This is a genomic window from Streptomyces roseifaciens, from assembly GCF_001445655.1.
In the GTDB taxonomy this organism is placed as follows: Bacteria; Actinomycetota; Actinomycetes; order Streptomycetales; family Streptomycetaceae; genus Streptomyces; species Streptomyces aureoversilis.
Window position 1 is genome coordinate 1,344,563 of the sequence record NZ_LNBE01000003.1, and the last position, 16,626, is coordinate 1,361,188.

General features: G+C 72.8%; 14 protein-coding genes. 8 read left to right on the forward strand and 6 right to left on the reverse strand.

Annotated elements, in window-relative coordinates; translation table 11 throughout:
• Window positions 1-84: 84 nt before the first annotated feature.
• The 4 genes from AS857_RS11660 to AS857_RS11675 are packed head-to-tail and all read left to right on the forward strand — an operon-like array spanning window position 85 to window position 4,716.
• Entirely contained in the window at window positions 85-1,656 is a 1,572-nt protein-coding gene (locus tag AS857_RS11660) for a GMC family oxidoreductase (RefSeq protein ID WP_058043041.1), read from the forward strand.
• Entirely contained in the window at window positions 1,653-2,708 is a 1,056-nt protein-coding gene (locus AS857_RS11665; RefSeq protein ID WP_058043042.1) for a Gfo/Idh/MocA family protein, read from the forward strand. Before AS857_RS11660 ends, AS857_RS11665 begins: the two co-directional genes overlap by 4 nt.
• Window positions 2,705-4,111 carry a sugar porter family MFS transporter gene (locus AS857_RS11670; protein WP_058043043.1) on the forward strand — a complete coding sequence of 469 codons (1,407 nt, stop codon included), beginning with the start codon at window positions 2,705-2,707 and terminating at the stop codon, window positions 4,109-4,111. The genes AS857_RS11665 and AS857_RS11670 overlap by 4 nt, the downstream gene beginning before the upstream one ends.
• An 8-nt stretch (window positions 4,112-4,119) precedes the next feature.
• Window positions 4,120-4,716, forward strand: coding sequence for an HAD family hydrolase (locus tag AS857_RS11675; RefSeq protein ID WP_058044081.1), 597 nt, complete (start codon window positions 4,120-4,122; stop codon window positions 4,714-4,716).
• Here AS857_RS11675 and AS857_RS11680 read toward each other — a convergent pair.
• Together AS857_RS11680 and AS857_RS11685 are read right to left on the reverse strand one after the other, a co-directional pair.
• Window positions 4,703-7,129: an Orn/Lys/Arg family decarboxylase gene (locus AS857_RS11680; RefSeq protein ID WP_058043044.1), complete on the reverse strand. Its 2,427-nt coding sequence runs from the start codon at window positions 7,127-7,129 to the stop codon at window positions 4,703-4,705. The genes AS857_RS11675 and AS857_RS11680 overlap by 14 nt on opposite strands.
• 181 nt (window positions 7,130-7,310) lie before the next feature.
• Window positions 7,311-8,231 carry a hypothetical protein gene (locus AS857_RS11685; protein WP_058043045.1) on the reverse strand — a complete coding sequence of 307 codons (921 nt, stop codon included), beginning with the start codon at window positions 8,229-8,231 and terminating at the stop codon, window positions 7,311-7,313.
• A gap of 181 nt (window positions 8,232-8,412) precedes the next feature.
• Here AS857_RS11685 and AS857_RS11690 point away from each other — a divergent pair, with 181 nt between their 5' ends.
• Together AS857_RS11690 and AS857_RS11695 are read left to right on the forward strand one after the other, a co-directional pair.
• The gene (locus AS857_RS11690; protein WP_058043046.1) at window positions 8,413-8,688 is read left to right on the forward strand and encodes a hypothetical protein; all 276 of its coding nucleotides are present in this window, start codon (window positions 8,413-8,415) and stop codon (window positions 8,686-8,688) included.
• 95 nt (window positions 8,689-8,783) lie between these two features.
• Entirely contained in the window at window positions 8,784-10,067 is a 1,284-nt protein-coding gene (locus AS857_RS11695; RefSeq protein WP_058043047.1) for an APC family permease, read from the forward strand.
• 204 nt (window positions 10,068-10,271) lie between these two features.
• Here the strand turns inward: AS857_RS11695 and AS857_RS11700 are convergent, their stop codons facing one another.
• Together AS857_RS11700 and AS857_RS11705 are read right to left on the reverse strand one after the other, a co-directional pair.
• Window positions 10,272-10,718, reverse strand: coding sequence for an EF-hand domain-containing protein (locus AS857_RS11700; RefSeq protein WP_144440782.1), 447 nt, complete (start codon window positions 10,716-10,718; stop codon window positions 10,272-10,274).
• Window positions 10,719-10,819: 101 nt separating this feature from the next.
• Window positions 10,820-11,545: a TetR/AcrR family transcriptional regulator gene (locus AS857_RS11705; RefSeq protein ID WP_079110252.1), complete on the reverse strand. Its 726-nt coding sequence runs from the start codon at window positions 11,543-11,545 to the stop codon at window positions 10,820-10,822.
• A 123-nt stretch (window positions 11,546-11,668) separates the two neighbouring features.
• Between AS857_RS11705 and AS857_RS11710 the strand changes: the two genes are divergently transcribed.
• Complete coding sequence (locus AS857_RS11710) at window positions 11,669-12,598, forward strand: zinc-binding dehydrogenase (RefSeq protein ID WP_058043049.1); 930 nt, start codon at window positions 11,669-11,671, stop codon at window positions 12,596-12,598.
• 89 nt (window positions 12,599-12,687) lie between these two features.
• The gene (locus AS857_RS11715; RefSeq protein WP_058043050.1) at window positions 12,688-13,455 is read left to right on the forward strand and encodes an SDR family NAD(P)-dependent oxidoreductase; all 768 of its coding nucleotides are present in this window, start codon (window positions 12,688-12,690) and stop codon (window positions 13,453-13,455) included.
• Between the two features lie 109 nt (window positions 13,456-13,564).
• Here the strand turns inward: AS857_RS11715 and AS857_RS11720 are convergent, their stop codons facing one another.
• Together AS857_RS11720 and AS857_RS11725 are read right to left on the reverse strand one after the other, a co-directional pair.
• Entirely contained in the window at window positions 13,565-14,830 is a 1,266-nt protein-coding gene (locus tag AS857_RS11720) for an aminotransferase-like domain-containing protein (RefSeq protein WP_079110253.1), read from the reverse strand.
• Window positions 14,831-15,124: 294 nt separating this feature from the next.
• Window positions 15,125-16,513, reverse strand: a complete 1,389-nt coding sequence (locus AS857_RS11725; RefSeq protein ID WP_063804228.1) for an erythromycin esterase family protein — start codon at window positions 16,511-16,513, stop codon at window positions 15,125-15,127.
• Window positions 16,514-16,626: the final 113 nt, after the last annotated feature.

The window sequence follows — 16,626 nt, forward strand, 5'->3', positions numbered from 1 at the left end:
CGCCGGCCTCCCCCCCGATCTCTTCGCTCTCTTCGATCTCTTTCTGCAGATCTCTCTCTGCTCTCCCCCAATGGAAGTGGTTCCATGAAAACCGACGGTGTCCATGGTGCCGGTGGCACCTATGACGTCATCGTTGTCGGCGCAGGCGCAGCCGGAAGCATCGTCGCGGCCCGGCTGAGCGAGCAGCGCGACAGATCGGTCCTGCTCCTGGAAGCGGGCCCGGCGGACGACGACCCGGCAATCGCCCGCCCGGCGTCCTGGCCGTTCCTGCTGGGCGGCGAACTGGACTGGAAGTACCGGACGGTTCCGCAGGACGCGCTCGCCGGCCGGCGCCTCGCCTGGCCGCGCGGCCGCGTCGTCGGCGGGTCGGGCGCCATCAACGCCATGGTGCACGTCCGCGGCGCGGCCTCCGACTTCGACGCGTGGGCCCGCTGGGGCGGCGCCATGTGGGACGCGCAGCACGTCATGCCGTACCTCGAAGCCCTGGAGGGCCCGGCGGGCGCGCCGCAGTACGGGCGGATCCCCGTCGCGGAGAACACCGCCCCGCACCCCTTCGCGGCCGCGTTCGTCGCAGCGGCGGAGAAGTACGGCCTGCCATCCAACCTCGACTTCAACTCCGGTGTGCAGGAAGGCGTGGGCCTCTACCGCACCACGCGCACCGACGACGCAGAACCCGGCCCCGGTCGGACGACGCCCGCGACGCCCGCCCGCCGCGGCAACACCGCGCACACCCACCTCCGCCCGGCGCTCGACCGCCCCAACCTCACCCTGCTCACCGGCGCCACCGTCACGGCCGTCGAGGTCGAGGACGGGCGGGCCGCGGGCGTACGGATCCTGCGCGACGGCCGCGTCACCACCGTGCGCTGCGCGGGCGAGGTGATCCTGTGCGGCGGCGCCGTCGCCAGCCCCCAGCTGCTCCTGCTCAGCGGCATCGGCCCGGCGGCCGCTCTGGCCGCGCTGGACATCCCCGTCGTCACCGACCTGCCGGGCGTCGGGGCCAACCTGCACGACCACGTCCAGGTGTCCCTCGCCTACGACACCACCGAGGGCCGTCCCGTCGCGGACTTCTCCAACCTCGGCGAGGCGGGCGGCTTCGTCACGCTGTACCCCGGCTCCCCGGCCCCGGACGTCCAGCTGTCCTTCGCGCCCATGAAGGACCTGAACAACGGCTCCGAGCTCGGCCGCGGCTTCACCGTCGGCCCGGGCGTCACCCGCCCGCGCAGCCGTGGCAGCCTCACCCTGGCCTCCGCCGACCCCACGGCCCACCCGCTGATCGACCCCCGCTACCTCTCCGACCCGCACGACCTCGACACCCTGGTGGAGGGCGTGCGCATCGCCCGCGACATCGCGGCGACGGCCCCGCTGTCGGACTTCGCCGCAGGCGGCCCGCTGAGCCCGGCGGCCACGCGCCGCGAGCTGGAGGACTTCGTCCGGGCGAACGCGCAGACGCAGTTCCACCCGGTCGGCACCTGCCGGTTCGGGCAGGAGGCGGACGGCATGGCGGTCGTCGGCCCGCGCCTGGACGTCAGGGGGGTCGCCGGGCTGCGCGTCGCGGACGCCTCGGTCATCCCGAACATGATCACCGGAAACATCCACGCCGCAGTGGCCGCAGTCGCCGAGCGCGCGGCGGAATTCGTACAGGAGGACCTGGCATGAGCCCTGCACCCACCCCCGCACCCGCCCCCCTGCGCTGGGGCGTGCTCGGCGCCACGTCCTACATCGCCACGCACCTCATGCCGGCCGTCGCCGGGACCCCGGGCTGCGAGCTCACCGCCGTCGCCAGCCGCCCCGGACGGACCGAGCAGGCCGCGACGGCCGGCGAGCCGTTCGGCGCCGCCGCCCACCGCGACTACGCGTCCCTCCTCGCCGACCCCGCCGTCGACGCGGTCTACATCGCCCTGCCCAACACCGACCACGTCGAGTGGACCGTACGGGCCCTGGAAGCGGGCAAGCACGTCCTGGTCGAGAAGCCCATGGCCATGGACGAGAAGGGCTGTGCGCGCATCGAGGCGGCCGCGGAGGCCTCCTCCCGTACGGTGATGGAAGCCTTCATGTACCGCTTCCACCCGCAGCAGGCGCGCGCCGCCGAGCTGCTCGCCTCCGGCGCGGTCGGCGAACTGCGCGTCGTCCGTGCGTCGTTCGCCTTCGCCATCGAGACCGGAAGCGGCAACATCCGTCTCGATCCGGCGCTCGGCGGCGGCGCCACCTGGGACGTCGGGTGCTACGCGATCGACGTGCCCCTGTTCTTCTTCGGGCAGGCCCCCGAGCGCGTCTCGGCCCGCTTCGGCCGGCGGCCGGGCCTGGAGGTCGACACCAGCGCGGTGGCGACCATGGACTTCGGCCGGGGCCGCAGCGCCGTCGTCGACTACAGCATCGACTACGGGCCCCGCGCCTGGTACGAGCTCCAGGGCACCCACGGGACCATCACCGTGCGGAACGCCTGGGCCATGAGCGGGGAGGACGGCGTCATCACCGTGCTCACCGCGGACGGCGTCCGGGAGGAGACGGTGCCGGCCGCGAACCACTACCAGCTGCAGGTGGCCCACTTCGCCGAAGTCGTACGCGCGGGCGGCGGCGCGGGCTCGGGCGTCCGCGTCCCGCTCGCGGACTCCCGGCGGACGGCGCGGGTGGGGGAGTCCCTCGTGGCCTCCGCGGCTGCGGACGGCGCGCCGGTGCCCTGCGGTGACGAAGGCCCGGCGCCGCAGTGACGCAGACGCATGTCCGGTCGTCGCCGCTCCGGGCCTTCACGGTGCTGCTGACCTCGCTCGGAGGGCTCCTCTTCGGCTACGGCACGGGTGTCATCGCAGGAGCCCTCCCGCTGGTCTCCCGCACCTACGACCTGTCGTCGTGGGCCCAGGGCGCGGCGGTGTCGGCGGCGCTGCTGGGAGCGGCCCTGACCGCTCCCACCAGCGGCCGGCTGGCCGACCGCCTCGGCCGCCGGCCGGTCCTGGGCGGCGCCACCGCCTTCTACGCCGCGGGCACGCTGCTGTCCGCGACCGCGGAGGGCCCGGCGTCGCTGCTCGTGGGGCGCCTCCTGGTGGGGCTCGCGCTGGGGGCGACGTCGTTCGCCGTTCCCCTGTACATCTCGGAGATCGTTCCGCCGGCCCGCCGCGGTGCGCTGGTGACGGTCAATCAGCTGATGATCACCGTGGGGCTGCTGCTGTCCTACGTCGTGGCGTACGTCCTGGAGTCCTCCGGGAACTGGCGCGCGATGTTCGCGCTCGGCGCCGCCCCGGCCCTGATCCTGCTGGCCGGGCTCCCCTTCGTCCCCGAGTCCCCGGAGTGGCTGCACAGCCGGGGGCAGGCGGACCGCGCGGCCCGCGAGGCGCACCGCCTGGGCCTGCCGGTCCGGGCCGCGGACGACGCCCCGTCCGCCGCCCGGGGGTTCGGCCTGCGGGCGGCCGCGGCGCACGCGGGGCCGCGCTGGGTGGCACTGGGCCTGGCCATCGCCGTCCTCGTCCACCTCACCGGGCTGAACACGGCCATCTACTACGCCCCCACCATCCTCGCCGACAGCGGCCTGACGTCGAGCGGGGGCGTCGCCGGTTCGGTGCTCGTGGGCTCGTGCAACGTCGTGGCGACCGTCTTCACCATCGTCTTCCTCGACAGGTGGGGGCGCAGGCCCCTCATGCTCGGCGGGCTGGCGGTGATGGCCGCCGCAGCCGTGGCGATCGCGTCCGTCCAGAGCCTCGGCGACCCGGGCGTGGCCACGGCCGTCCTGCTGTGCCTGTTCATCACGGCCGGAGCCGTCGGCCCGGCCGCGGTGTTCTGGGTCTACATCGCCGAGATCTACCCCGCCCGCGCGCGGGGCGCCCTCATGAGCCTGGCCACGGCGGCGCACTGGGGCGCGGACTTCGTCGTGGCGACGACGTTCCTGCCGCTGGTGCAGGGGCTGTCGCTCGAAGGCGCCTTCCTCGTCTACGCGGTGATCACGGCCGCCTCGGCCGTGGGGCTGGGGAAGTGGATGCAGGAGACGAAGTCCGCACCCGCAGCCACTGCCGAAATCGCAACCGTATCCGTGCCCCCGGCCCCTGTTGCCACAGCTCCCACCGTTCCCATCGTTCCCACCGTTCCTGCTCGTTCCGACCATCCGCTGGAAACAGAGAGGTGATGTCCCCCATGCATCCCGACCTCGCACCCCGCAACGCCGCCTGCCTGCTCTTCGATTGGGACGGCACACTGGTGGACAGCCAGTACACCAACTACCGCGCCATGGCCGCCGCCCTGCAGCAGGAGGGCGTCGACCTCGCTCAGGACTGGTTCGACGCCCGTACCGGCCTGTCCTCGGCCGAGATGATCCGCGCGCTGCTCGACGAGCGCGGGCTGGGCCTGGGCCGCCCCCTCGAGGAGGTCGTCGCGGCGCGCGACGCGCTGTTCCTCGAGGAGGCGCACACCGTACGCCCGCACGCGGCCGTCCTGGCCGTGGTGGAGGCGATGAAGCACCGCCTCCCGATGGCGGTGGCCTCGGGCGGGGCCCGGCACATCATCGAGACCACGCTGAAGCACCAGCCGTTCCACGACGCCTTCCAGGCCCTCGTCACGCGTGACGACGTCGAACGCGGCAAGCCCGCCCCGGACATCTTCCTGGCCGCGGCCGAGGCGCTCGGGGCGCACCCCTCGCGCTGCCTGGTCTACGAGGACAGCGACGAGGGGATCGCCGCTGCCCACGCTGCGGGCATGCCGGTGATCGACGTGAGGCCGTTCACACGTCGTTGACCTGCACGGACGAAGCTGCCGTCTGCCCGGCCTGCTGGGCCGGGATGCGGCGTACGCATTCGATGAGGTAGTCGCCGCTGTCCGGGTCGAGGGTGACGCCGTGGGCCTCGCTGTGGAAGCCGGGGAAGCGCCGGTCGAAGGATTCCAGGGCCTTGAGGTAGCACAGCAGCGGGCCGTCCTGCGTGCCGGTGTTCTCGCCGGGCATGAGGACGGGGATGCCGGGCGGGGTGACGGTCACCATGGCGGCGGCCACCCGGCCCGCCGCCTCGGCCAGGCGCACCCGCTCGGTGCCGCCGCGGATGAGGCGCTGGTAGCAGTGCTGGGGCGGGGTGACGGGCTCGGGCAGGTCCTGGAAGGCGGTGTCGAGCAGTTCGACCAGGTCCGTCTCGCGCAGGTGGTCGTGCATCTCCTGGCACAGCCCGCGCAGGGTTCCTCCGGTGTAGCGCTGAGGGTGCGCCTCGACCAGCTCCGGCAGGACGCGCTCCAGCGGCGCGTCCTCGTCGTAGAGCGTCTTGAAGTCCATCAGGGCGTCCATGAGCGTGCCCCACTTGCCCTTGGTGATCCCCATGGAGAACAGGATGAGCGTGGTGTAGCTGTCGGTCTTCTCCACCACGATGTTCCGGGTGGCCAGGTAGGCGGTGAGGACGCGGGCCGGGATGCCCCAGTCGGACATCCGCCCCGAGGCGTCGATGCCCGGGCAGGTGAGGGTGACCTTGACGGGGTCGAGGAGGCAGTAGCCCTCGGTCAGGCCGGGGAAGCCGTGCCAGTCGGCGCCGGGCTCCAGCTGCCAGCAGGACGGTTCGGTGCGCAGCAGTTCGGCGGGGGCGTCGGCGAAGGACACCTGCTCGCCGGTGGCGGGGTCGGTCACCGCCTCGGGCTGCCAGACGCCGAAGAACCAGCCGGGCCGGTCGCCGGCGGCCGCGATGCGCCGGCCGATGCGGACGACCGTCTGGCGGAAGCGGACGGCCTCGGCGACCGCCTCGTCGATCAGCCAGCGGCCCTGCGGCCCGTCCATCATCGCCGCGGCCACGTCCAGGGAGGCGATCATCGGGTACAGCGGCGAGGTGGTGCCGTGCATCATGAACGCTTCGTTGAACCGCTCGTGCTCCACCGGCGCCCGCGGCGCGGGCTTGACGTGCACCATCGCGGACTGCGACAGCGCGGCCAGGAGCTTGTGCGTGGACTGGGTGGAGAAGACGGTGGGCCGTTCGGCCCCGGGGAAGGTGTCGGGGCCCACCGCCATGCCGTAGCGCCCCGCGTAGAGGGGGTGGAACCGGGCGTAGGCGAACCAGGCTTCGTCGAAGTGGAGCCGGGGCGTGCTGGGCGCGAGGGCCCGGGCGACCTGCAGCGCGTCGTAACACAGCCCGTCGTACGTGGAGTTGGTGAGCACCGCGTACTGGGCGTCGGGGGAGACCGCCCCCTGGGTCAGCGGGTTGCGGGCGATCCGCGAGGCGACCGACTGCGCCTGGACCTCGGCGGGCGGCAGCGGGCCCGCCAGCCCGTATCCGTTGCGTGTGGGCACCAGGTAGACCGGCCGCGCGCCCGACAGGACCAGGCCGTGCAGGACCGACTTGTGGCAGTTGCGGTCCACCAGCGCGATCTCGTCGCGCGTGACGCTGAAGTGACCGACCATGCGGTCGCACGTCGAGTCGCCGTGCAGGACGAAGTAGGTGCGGTCGGCGCCGAAGATGCGGGCGGCGTTGCGCTCCGCCGCACCGACCGGGCCGGTGTGCTCGAAGAGCGACCCGAGCTCCTCGACCGAGATCGACAGGTCGCTGCGCAGCAGCCGTTCCCCGAAGTGGTCGTAGAAGGCCCGGCCGACCGGGGACTTCAGGAAGGCGACGCCGCCGGAGTGGGCGGGGGTGTGCCAGGAGTACTCGTGCGTGTCGTCGAATTGCCGCAGCGCCTTGAAGAACGGCGGCAGCAGGTCCTCCTGGTAGCCGCGGGCGGCCCGTGCGATCCGCCCGGCGATGAAGGGCGCGGTGTCCTCCAGCGGCCAGATGTAGCCGACGACGGTCTCGGCCACCCACAGAGGCAGGTGGTCGAGGTCCTCGCCGGCCGTGATCAGGAAGACCGGCAGGTTCCGGAAGCGGCGGCCCACCTGGCGCAGCACACCGGCGCCGCCCGGGTCGCCGCCTTCCGTGCCGTCCTCCTTGCCGCCTTCCTTGGCGTCCGTCTTGCCGTCGGCCTTGCCGCCCTCCCCGTCGGTTCCGGGAAGCCCCCAGTCGACGACGGCGGCGGCCAGCCCGGCCTCGGTGCGCAGCACCGCCCGGGCGTCGTCGCTCGTGGAGGCCCAGCGCACTTCGTAACCGGCTGCCTCCAACTCATTGTGAATCCGGCGTAGTTGCTCGGCTCCGGTGCCCCCGTCCCCGGAGTTCTCCCGTACTGCGAACAGAACCGTCCCGTCTGTCATGGCGCCCCCCTGCTGCTCTGCTGCGATGTCTGCTGCGGTGTTCGAGAGGTAATCGCAAGAACAGGGGGAGCGGCGCCGCGACCGGGCCGAAACCACCCCGATGAGGGAAACGCCGACTCCGGCGGTGAGCCTTGGACTTGGACTTGGACTTGGACTGCTGCGGCTACGGCTACGGCTAGGGCTACGGCTCGAAGTGCAGGGCGCGTAGGAGCTCGCCGTCGTCGGCCCGGTGCGCCCGCTCCAGCATGCGGCGCAATTCCGGGCCGGGCACGGGTTCGTACACGGTGACGGTGAGGGTGACCCCGTCGCGCTGCAGCGACAGCCCGTCGGCGGTGCTCCCGTCGCCCAGCTTCCGGGTGACGGAAGTGAAGCCTCCGCCGAGGTCCTTGCAGGTGGCGGGGCCTGGCAGGGTGTGGTCGGCGCAGGGGGAGGTGCTGCCGGGCGACACTTCGTACTGGAACGGCTGCCGCTGCGGGTTCTTGCCGGAGCCGGTGTGGCGGTAGCCGAGGCGGAGCCCCCCGGCCGAGATGCTGCCGTTGCCCGCGTCGATCTCGTACCCGTCAGGGGCCTCGGGCAGCAGAAGGTGCTCCCGGGGGAGCGGCGAACCTTCGAGCAGGGAGGCCAGCTCCTTGCTCCGGTCCGCCTCGTACCCGGACCACACCAGGAGGACCGCGGTGGTGGCCATCACCGTTCCTGCAGTGGCGCGTACGGCCCGGGCGGGCACGGACAGGGCCGCGCACAGGGCGTACGGCACGCCGCACCACAGGAAGAGCGTCGAGTCACCGCCCAGGCCGATGTCACCGGACTGCCGGGCGAGGTATCCGAGCGCAACCCCGGCGCTCCCTCCCAGGAACACGGCGACCGCCCATCCCACTTGCCCGGAGGTCGTGCGGCGCACGGGCGGGGCGGCAGGGCCTGCCCTCATGTCCCGGACCGGCAGCCCGGCCGCGAACAGCGCCGCCACCATCACCGCGCTCCCGGCCACGAGCGCGCCCACCGCACCGGGCAGGCCCCCCGCCCACGCCCACACGACGCCGACCTTCCACGCCCAGGGCACCACGAGCGCCCCGGCGAGCCATGCCGTGCCGAGGAGGAATGCCACCGGTGCCCACCGTGTCCACCGTCTGTCTGCTTGATCCATAGGACGATCGTGCGCAAACACTCCTCGGAGCACCTGAGTACGCGTACTCAGAACGACGTGACAGGCCCCCTGTGAGGGGCCCACCGGAATCCGGCGGCGAGCGCAGCGGGCCCCGGGCCGGTTCCGGCCGCCGGGCCCGCTGGTGGAAGGCGCGATCCTGGCCCTGGCCGGCAGCGACCTGCTGGCCCGGCTGGTCTCGCGCATCGAGCACCCGGGCGTTCTCGGCCTCTCGCTGCTCGCCCTCGCGGGGACCTTCTTCGGCGGCCCGTTCCCCGAGACGGGCAACTGGCCACGGGTGGAGGTCCACTGCGCCCTGGTCGGCGCGGGTCCCGTGGTCCTCGGCCGGCTCATGCGCTCCCGGCGGGAGATCGCGGAGCAGTTCGGGAACCGGCACGGTCCCGACCCGGCCGTGTCGTGACGTCACCGCGGCCCCGGCCGGGCGTCCCGCTCCGGTACGGTGCGCCGGTACTCATGACTCGTGGGGCCCGCCGGGGCTCCGTGGAGGGGTGAAGGATGAATGCGGCGGCGGACCCGGACCCGGACCCGGCTCCGGCGAACACAGGCGGGTTGAAGCGGCGGCTGGGTGTCTTCGACGCCGTGGTCATCGGCCTGGGGTCGATGCTCGGGGCGGGGATCTTCGCCGCCCTCGGACCGGCAGCCGGCGCCGCCGGATCCGCTCTGCTGCCCGCCCTTGCCCTGGCCGCGCTGGTGGCGTACTGCAACGCCACCTCCTCGGCGCGGCTGGCCGCCCGCTACCCGGCCTCGGGCGGAAGCTACGTCTACGGCCGCGAGCGCCTCGGCGACTTCTGGGGCTACTTGGCCGGCTGGGGCTTCGTCGTGGGCAAGACCGCCTCCTGCGCGGCCATGGCCCTGACCGTGGGGACCTACGCGTGGCCCGGCCGGGCCCACGCGGTCGCGGTGGCGGCCGTTGTGGTGCTGACGGCGGTCGACTACACGGGGGTGCAGAAGTCCGCCCGGCTGACCCGGGCGATCGTCGCCGTCGTCCTGGCGGTCCTGGCGGCGGTGGTCGCCGCCTGCCTTGCCGGCGGAACGGCAGAGGCCGGGCGCTTGCACATCGCCGCGGACGCCGGCGCGGGCGGGGTGCTGCAGGCGGCCGGACTGCTGTTCTTCGCGTTCGCCGGGTACGCCCGCATCGCGACCCTCGGCGAGGAGGTCCGCGACCCGGCCCGTACCATCCCCCGTGCGATCCCGCTCGCCCTGGGCATCACCCTCGTGGTGTACGCGGCCGTCGCCGCCGCGACGCTGTCCGTCCTCGGCCCCGACCGGCTCGCCGAGGCCACCGCACCGCCGGCGGAGGCCGCGCGCCTGTCCGGCGCCCCCGCCCTGGTGCCTATCGTGCGCGCCGGTGCGGCCGTCGCCGCCCTCGGCTCCCTGCTCGCCCTGATCCTGGGCGTCTCCCGCACCACCCTCGCCATGGCCCGCGACCGCCACCTGCCCCACGCCCTGGCCGCCGTCCACCCCCGCTTCGCCGTCCCGCACCGCGCCGAACTCGCCGTCGGTGCAGTCGTCGCGGTGCTCGCTGCGACGGTGGACGTACGGGGCGCGATCGGCTTCTCCTCCTTCGCCGTCCTGGCGTACTACGCCATCGCCAACGCCGCCGCGTGGACCCTCGCCCCGGAGGAGGGACGCCCGCCGCGACCGGTCCCGGTCATCGGCCTGACCGGCTGCGCAGCCCTGGCGTTCGCCCTGCCCGTGACGTCGGTCGCGGCCGGAGCCGCGGTCCTCGCGACGGGAGCGGCCGCCTACGGTCTCCGAAAGTTCGTGTCCCGCGCCTGACAGCAGGCGGTGACCCACGGCTCGACTCGAACGGGTTTCCGAACGGCGGAGTCGGCCGACTCCCCGCGATGCTCGGACCGTTGGTGCCGGACTTCCGGGTCTCGCGGGCGGTGGCAGGAGTGGCGGCAGGAAGCGGAAGCGGCGGCGCAACGGCTGTGACACGTCGTACGCCCACGGAATGGTCGTCCTCGAACTCGCCCACCGCTAGGGGCGGTAGTTGACGACCCGGTCTCCGGGGTTGTCCGGCTCCGGGTCGGTGTAGAACGTGCTGACGACGGTGAGCCACTCGTCGAGCGTGATGCTTCCGTCGCCGTCCGAGTCGATCCGGTGGAACGCGTCCTCGGCCGGGTGGGCAGGAATGCCGTTCACGGCTTGGGCCCGGACGAACTCCGACCGGTCCACCACGCCGTCGCCGTCCGTATCCACGAGGTCGACGTGGGCGGCGATCACCGGTTCGAAGATCTCCATGATCGTCCCGCTGGCGCAGGCCGAGGACAGGGCGGCCACGAATCCCTGCCGGTCGAGGGGCTTGTGGTGGGCGATGCCGGCCCGGTCTGCGATCTGCTGCCAGCAGCTACGGGAGGCGGCGTATCCGGCGGCGGCCTTCGGTGAGTCGGGGCTCAGGCCGAGCCCTTCGAGGAGCCGTTCCACGCACGCCGCCCGGGTGCCCTCGCTGGAGAACCGTGCCCCGCTGAAGCCCCGGACCAACGACGTGGACGGCGCGTCAGCCGTCCGGCTCGACCGCGGCGCGGTCAGCGCGCGGAATCCGCCGGTGCCGCCTTGAGCGTCAGGGCTTCCGGAATCGCGGCGAAGGCGGTGCCGAGTTCGGCGGCGAGGGCGCTTCGGCCCGGATCGCCCGGGAGGGACACCCACGTGTCCATCGCGTAGTGACAGGCGGCGACGAGGAAGTCGAGGGCCAGGCGCAGGCGCAGGTCGTCGCGGGGGTCTTCGATGCGGAGCCTGTGCCGGAGGGTCTCGGCGGCGCTACGGGCCGTACGGTCGCAGAAGTGCAGGCCGTGGGCGTCCATGGACGGCGTCCCGGCGGCCAGGCGGCGGCTGAGGCGGACGCGTCGCGTCCATCCCTCGTCGGTCATCCGGTCCAGCGCCGCGAACACCGATGCCTGCAGCATCTCCAGGACCGTTTCGCTGCCTGGTTCATCCCGTTCGCCTGGTTCACCCGGTTCGCGCGTCTCCAGGTCGCCGAGGAACACCGCCCACAGGTCCTGGGTCGGCGCCATCGCCACGTCTTCCTTGCTGGCGAAGTTACGGAAGAACGTGCGCTTGGAGACCTCGACCGCGTCACACAGCTCGTCCAGCGTCGCCCCGTCGAAGCCCCGTTCCGTGAACAGCTCCAGGGCGGTGTCGATCAGCGCCTGACGGGTGCGCAGTTTCTTGCGCTCGCGCAGCGGGAGGCGCTCTGCGGGCGTGGGTGCGCCCGTGGGTGCTTCGGGAGCGCCAGGTGCGTCGGTGGTTGCCATCACGGTCAGTGTAGCGGGGGCGCCAATGCCACCTGTAGGTTAATGCCACCGAGTGGCACAATCTCATCGGCATAGTCGATCTCGAAGCCGATCTCGAAGCCGATCTCGAAAGGGCTGACCTCCATGCGCGCACTCCTCGTCGATCCCGCCGCCCCCGGCCGCCTGCGCCTGGGCGAGGCGCCGGACCCCGAACCCGCCCCGCACCAGGCGATCGTCCGCGTCGCCGCGACCTCGCTCAACTTCGGCGAGGTCCAGCACGCCCTGGCGGAGGCGCCCGCCGGAGCCGTACTCGGCTGGGACGCCGCCGGTGTCGTGGAACGTGCCGCGGCCGACGGCTCCGGCCCCGCCGCCGGCACCCCCGTGGTCACCCTCGCCCCCGACGGCGCCTGGGCGGAACTGCGCGCGGTCGACACCGATCTCATCGGCACCGTCCCCGTCGGCACCGACCTCGGCGTCGTCAGCACCGTCCCCGTCGCCGGCGCCAGCGCCCTGCGCGCCCTGCAACGACTCGGGCCGATCCTCGGCAAGCGCGTCCTGATCACCGGCGCCACCGGGGGAGTCGGCCGGTACGCGGTCCAGCTCGCCCGCCGCGGCGGGGCGCACGTCATCGCCTCCACCGGCGACCCCCGCACGCACGGCGACGGCCTCCGGGCCCTAGGCGCACACGAGATCGTCACCGGCCCCGAAGTCCTCGCCGAACCCGTGCACGGAGTCATCGACATGGTCGGCGGACGACACCTGGTCGAGGGCTACGCCCGCCTCGCCGAACACGGCACCCTCGTCTCGGTGGGCCGCGCCGCGCAAAGCCCCGACACCTTCCCGCCCGGCGCCTTCGGCGGCGCCCCCGCCGGGCACGACCGCTCGCTGACCAGCTTCTTCCTGCTGCGCTGCACGGGCCTCGGCCCCGACCTGACCCTGCTGGCCGGCCTCGTCGCCTCCGGAGAACTCGACGCCCAGATCGCCTGGCGCGGCCCGTGGAACGCTGCCGCCGACGCCGTCGGCCTGCTCCTCGAACGCCGCCTGCACGGCAAGGCGGTCGTAGACCTCGCCTGACTCCCCTGCCCAGGCCTCAGGGTGGTGGTGACAGACCCAGGATCAGCTGACCCTTCCGACCGGGACCGGCCCGCTCCAAGATCGTCGGCATGAAGCGATTCACCGACAAGACGGTCCTGATCACCGGCGGCACCAGCGGCATGGGCTTCGCCACCGCACGACGGCTCCTCGACGAGGGCGCGTACGTCGTCATCACCGGGCGCGACCAGGCGCGCCTCGACGCCGCCGTCGCCCGGCTCGGCGCCGGCCCCGAGCGTGTTCTCGCCGTCCGCGCGGACGTGGCCTCGCAGGCCGACCTCGATCACCTCATGCGGCGGACGGAGGCCTGGCGCGGTCACCTCGACGCGGTCTTCGCCAACGCGGGCGTCGGGGTGTTCAAGCCGAGCGCCGAGATCACCGAGGCCGACTTCGACCACGTCGTCGACGTCAATTTCAAGGGCGTCTTCTTCACCGTCCACAAGGCGCTGCCGCTGATGCGGGACGGCGGTGCCGTCGTCATCAACGCCTCCTGGACCCTGTACCGCGGGCTGTCCGTGGCGTCCGTCTACTCCGCCAGCAAGGCCGCCGTCCACAACCTGGCCCGTACGCTGGGCGCAGACCTCGCCCCCCGCGGCATCAGGGTCAACTCCGTCAGCCCCGGTTACATCGACACCGAGATGTACCGGGAGGCGAACCCCGCCCCCGACGCCGAGGCGCGCAACGCCGCGGAGGTGCCCCTGGGCTCCCTCGGTCGCCCCGGCGACATCGCGGCGGCCGTGGCATTCCTCGCTTCGGACGACGCCTCCTACATCACCGGCCAGGACCTCGTCATCGACGGCGGCCTCGTCGGTTCCGTGCCCGCAGCGATCCAGGGGTGACGCACGGGGCACGAGACGCTCGCGTCTCCCGTGGCCGGGCGCGCGCGGCCTGCACGCGCTGCCCACCGCGAGCGGTCGGTTCGCCGCCGATGCCGGTGACGGAGGAACGTCAGGGCAGTTCGGGGACCGGAGCCCGTCGGACGGGGGAGTGGCCGGGGCGTACGCCGCCACCGGTGTCGAGGGCGTCGGCGAACGTGTCCCGGAGCGCGATCTCATCGGCGATGACGACGCCCAGCCGCCGGACCCCTTCGCGGATCCGCTCCGGCGGCGGGTAGCAGAACGACAGGCGCATGTTCGCCCGGCCGCTGCCGTCGGCGAAGAAGCCCGCGCCGGGTACGTAGGCGACGCGGGCGCCGGTCGCCCGCGGCAGCATGGCCTTGGCGTCCAGCCCCAGCCCTTCGGGGAGGGTGGCCCAGACGAAGAAGCCTCCGGCCGGGGTCGTCCAGGTCACGCCCGGGGGCATGTACGCGGTGAGGGCGTCGAGCATGGCGTCGCGGCGTTCGCGGTACATCTCCCGGAACACCTTGATCTGGTCCGGCCAGGGCTGCGTGCGCAGGTAGCGGTCGACGGCGAGCTGGGTGAACGGGGACTGGGACAGGATCGCGGACTCGGCCGCCAGGACCAGTTTGTCCCGGACGGCGGCGGGCGCGAGGGCCCAGCCGACGCGCAGCCCCGCGGCGAAGGTCTTGGAGAACGAACCGAGGTAGACCACGTCGTGGCCGCGGGCCGCGTCGGCGCGCAGGGCGCGCACCGGCTCGCCGTCGTAGCGCAGCAGCCCGTACGGATTGTCCTCCAGGATCAGCACCCCGGCCCGGCGGCAGACTTCGAGGACCTGGTGCCGCCGCGCGGCCGAGAGAGTAACTCCGGCGGGGTTCTGGAACGTCGGCACGGTGTAGAAGAGTTTGGGGGCGCGCCCTTCGGCGTGCAGACGGGCGAAGGTGTCGGCCAGGGCCTCGGGGACGACTCCGTCACCGTCCATCGGGACGTGGGCGATACGGGCCTGGTACGCGGCGAAGGTGTTGATCGCCGTCACGTAGGTGGGGGCCTCGGTGACCACCGTGTCGCCCGGGTCGAGGAAGATCCTGGCGACCAGGTCCAGGGCCTGCTGTGAGCCGCTGGTGACGACCACGTCGTCCGGTGCGGCGGTGATGCCTTCGAGGGCCATGACGTCGCAGATGCTCTCGCGTAACGACCGGACGCCTTGCGCGGAGCCGTATTGAAGGGCGACCGTCCCCTGCTGCAGGACGAGGTCGGCCATCACGGCGCTGACGGTCTCCAGCGGCAGCGCGGCGACGTTCGGCATCCCTCCGGCCAGTGACACCACCTCCGGTCGGGCCGCCACGGCGAACAGGGCCCGCACTTCGGAGGCGATCATTCCGTCCGTGCGGGCGGCGTAGCGGCGCCGCCAGGGGTCGAGCGCGGGAGGTTTCTCAGGTGAACCAGGTGAACCAAGTGAATCAGGTGAACCTGGTGAACCAGGCGATTCGGGTGAATCAGATGAATCCGGCGAATCTGATGGTTCATCGGACTGCGACTGCATCGGCCGTCTCCCTCACCGCACCATGACCTCGGGACGGACCCGAGAGTAGTGAGGCGGGCGGGTGACATCTTCCTTCCGTCACCCAGGCGGGTGACGGGAGGAAGACGGCGAAGCAGCCGCAGCCGGTGGTTACTTCGGCTGCGGCGGCACGGCCACGGACGCCCGTACGTGGTGCAGGTGCACCACGACGTCGAAGGCGCGTCCGAGAGCGAGCGGCGGCGTCGGGTCGTTGGGGTACCGACCGGGGACGACGAACGTGGGGCGCTCGGTGTCCAGCCAGCTCTTGACGGCCGGGTTGCGGCCGGCCGCGCGGAGGTCGACGTAGAAGTCGCGGTGGCGCACCTTGTCGAGGGTGTACTCGTTGCTGCCGGGCGCGGCCGGGCCGACGCTGTAGGTTCCCGACTCGCCCGTCGCCGTCTTGGCGCGGTAGTCGCCGCCGTAGAAGGAGGTGCCCACGGCGAGGTAGTCGCGGCCCGCGAGCTCGCGCAGGTCCGCGCCCATCGTGACCGGGTAGTACTCGGGCACCGCGGACTCGTAGGAGACGTGACCGTTGTGGGCCGAGACCACGATCCGCTCGCCGGTCTGCCGCTGCCACCACACGGCGGTCTCCGCCATGGTCCGGTCGCGGTGGCGGCTTGCGGCCTTCGCCTGGGCCGGGTCGCTCCAGTCCACGGTGTACTCCGTGGCCATGTGCGAGATGACCCGGGCCTCCTGCAGCACCCGGGGATCCTGCTTTCCGGCCTTGGAGAGCAGCTGGTACGCGGCCTCCGCGTCCTTCGCGATCGCCTTCCGTTCGGCGAGCGGCAGGGCGTTGTACGCGGCCATGCGCGCGGCCACCCCGGTGGGCAGGGCGCGCAGTGCGGCGTAGTGGCGGCGGAGTTCGGGGGCGAGGGCGGGCTCGTTGCCCTCCGCCCAGGTGAGGATGCGCTCGTACTGCTCCGGGTCGGCGTCGGAGAAGTCCATGCCCACGACCCGGATCTTGTGCGAGCCGGTGCGGTTGTACTCCCGCATCCAGTCGAACAGCTGGGCGAGCTCCTCCGTGTTGAGCAGGGAGTATCCGTCCTGGAACTCCTCACGCATGATCTGCCGGACGTCGCCCTTGCCGGTGAGGAGGTACGTGTTCAGCCGCGTGGCCGCCGACCAGCTGATCTCCATGGCGTAGGCGGAGAAGCCCTCGCGCTGGACCAGCTGCCTGAACAGCCGGTCCTTCACCGTGAACACTTCCTTCGAGCCGTGCGAGGCCTCGCCGAAGCCGACGATGGACGCACCGCGGGTCATCGTGGCGAACGCGGCCAGGTCGCCCGCCGGCCCGCCGGGCTCGGCGGTACGCAGCGGGTGGGCGTAGCGCTCCAGACCGGCGACCACGTCGCGGTCCGAGGCGGTCGGGCGAACGGCGGCCTGCCCGGCGGGGGAAGCGGCCGCGGCCGCGCCGGCGGCGGCCGGGCCCAGGAGTGCGGTGAAGGCGAGGGTCAGGGCCGCTGCCGGCGCTATGGAACGGCGCAATGATGCGTGTGTCATGCAGGGATGTTATCCACGGGGCTGCAGGGGCCTTCAGTGACCTCCAGTGACCTCCAGTGACCTCCAGCGACCTCCAGGGACCTTCAGGGATCATGGGGGTCTTCGGAAGTGCC

Coding starts and splice junctions, on each gene's coding strand:
- AS857_RS11715 (WP_058043050.1), top strand. CDS start 12,688: ATGAAGCGATTCACCGACAAGACGGTCCTGATCACCGGCGGCACCAGC.
- AS857_RS11675 (WP_058044081.1), top strand. CDS start 4,120: ATGCATCCCGACCTCGCACCCCGCAACGCCGCCTGCCTGCTCTTCGAT.
- AS857_RS11720 (WP_079110253.1), bottom strand. CDS start 14,830: ATGATCGCCTCCGAAGTGCGGGCCCTGTTCGCCGTGGCGGCCCGACCG.
- AS857_RS11660 (WP_058043041.1), top strand. CDS start 85: ATGAAAACCGACGGTGTCCATGGTGCCGGTGGCACCTATGACGTCATC.
- AS857_RS11705 (WP_079110252.1), bottom strand. CDS start 11,545: ATGGCAACCACCGACGCACCTGGCGCTCCCGAAGCACCCACGGGCGCA.
- AS857_RS11680 (WP_058043044.1), bottom strand. CDS start 7,129: ATGACAGACGGGACGGTTCTGTTCGCAGTACGGGAGAACTCCGGGGAC.
- AS857_RS11695 (WP_058043047.1), top strand. CDS start 8,784: ATGAATGCGGCGGCGGACCCGGACCCGGACCCGGCTCCGGCGAACACA.
- AS857_RS11665 (WP_058043042.1), top strand. CDS start 1,653: ATGAGCCCTGCACCCACCCCCGCACCCGCCCCCCTGCGCTGGGGCGTG.
- AS857_RS11710 (WP_058043049.1), top strand. CDS start 11,669: ATGCGCGCACTCCTCGTCGATCCCGCCGCCCCCGGCCGCCTGCGCCTG.
- AS857_RS11725 (WP_063804228.1), bottom strand. CDS start 16,513: ATGACACACGCATCATTGCGCCGTTCCATAGCGCCGGCAGCGGCCCTG.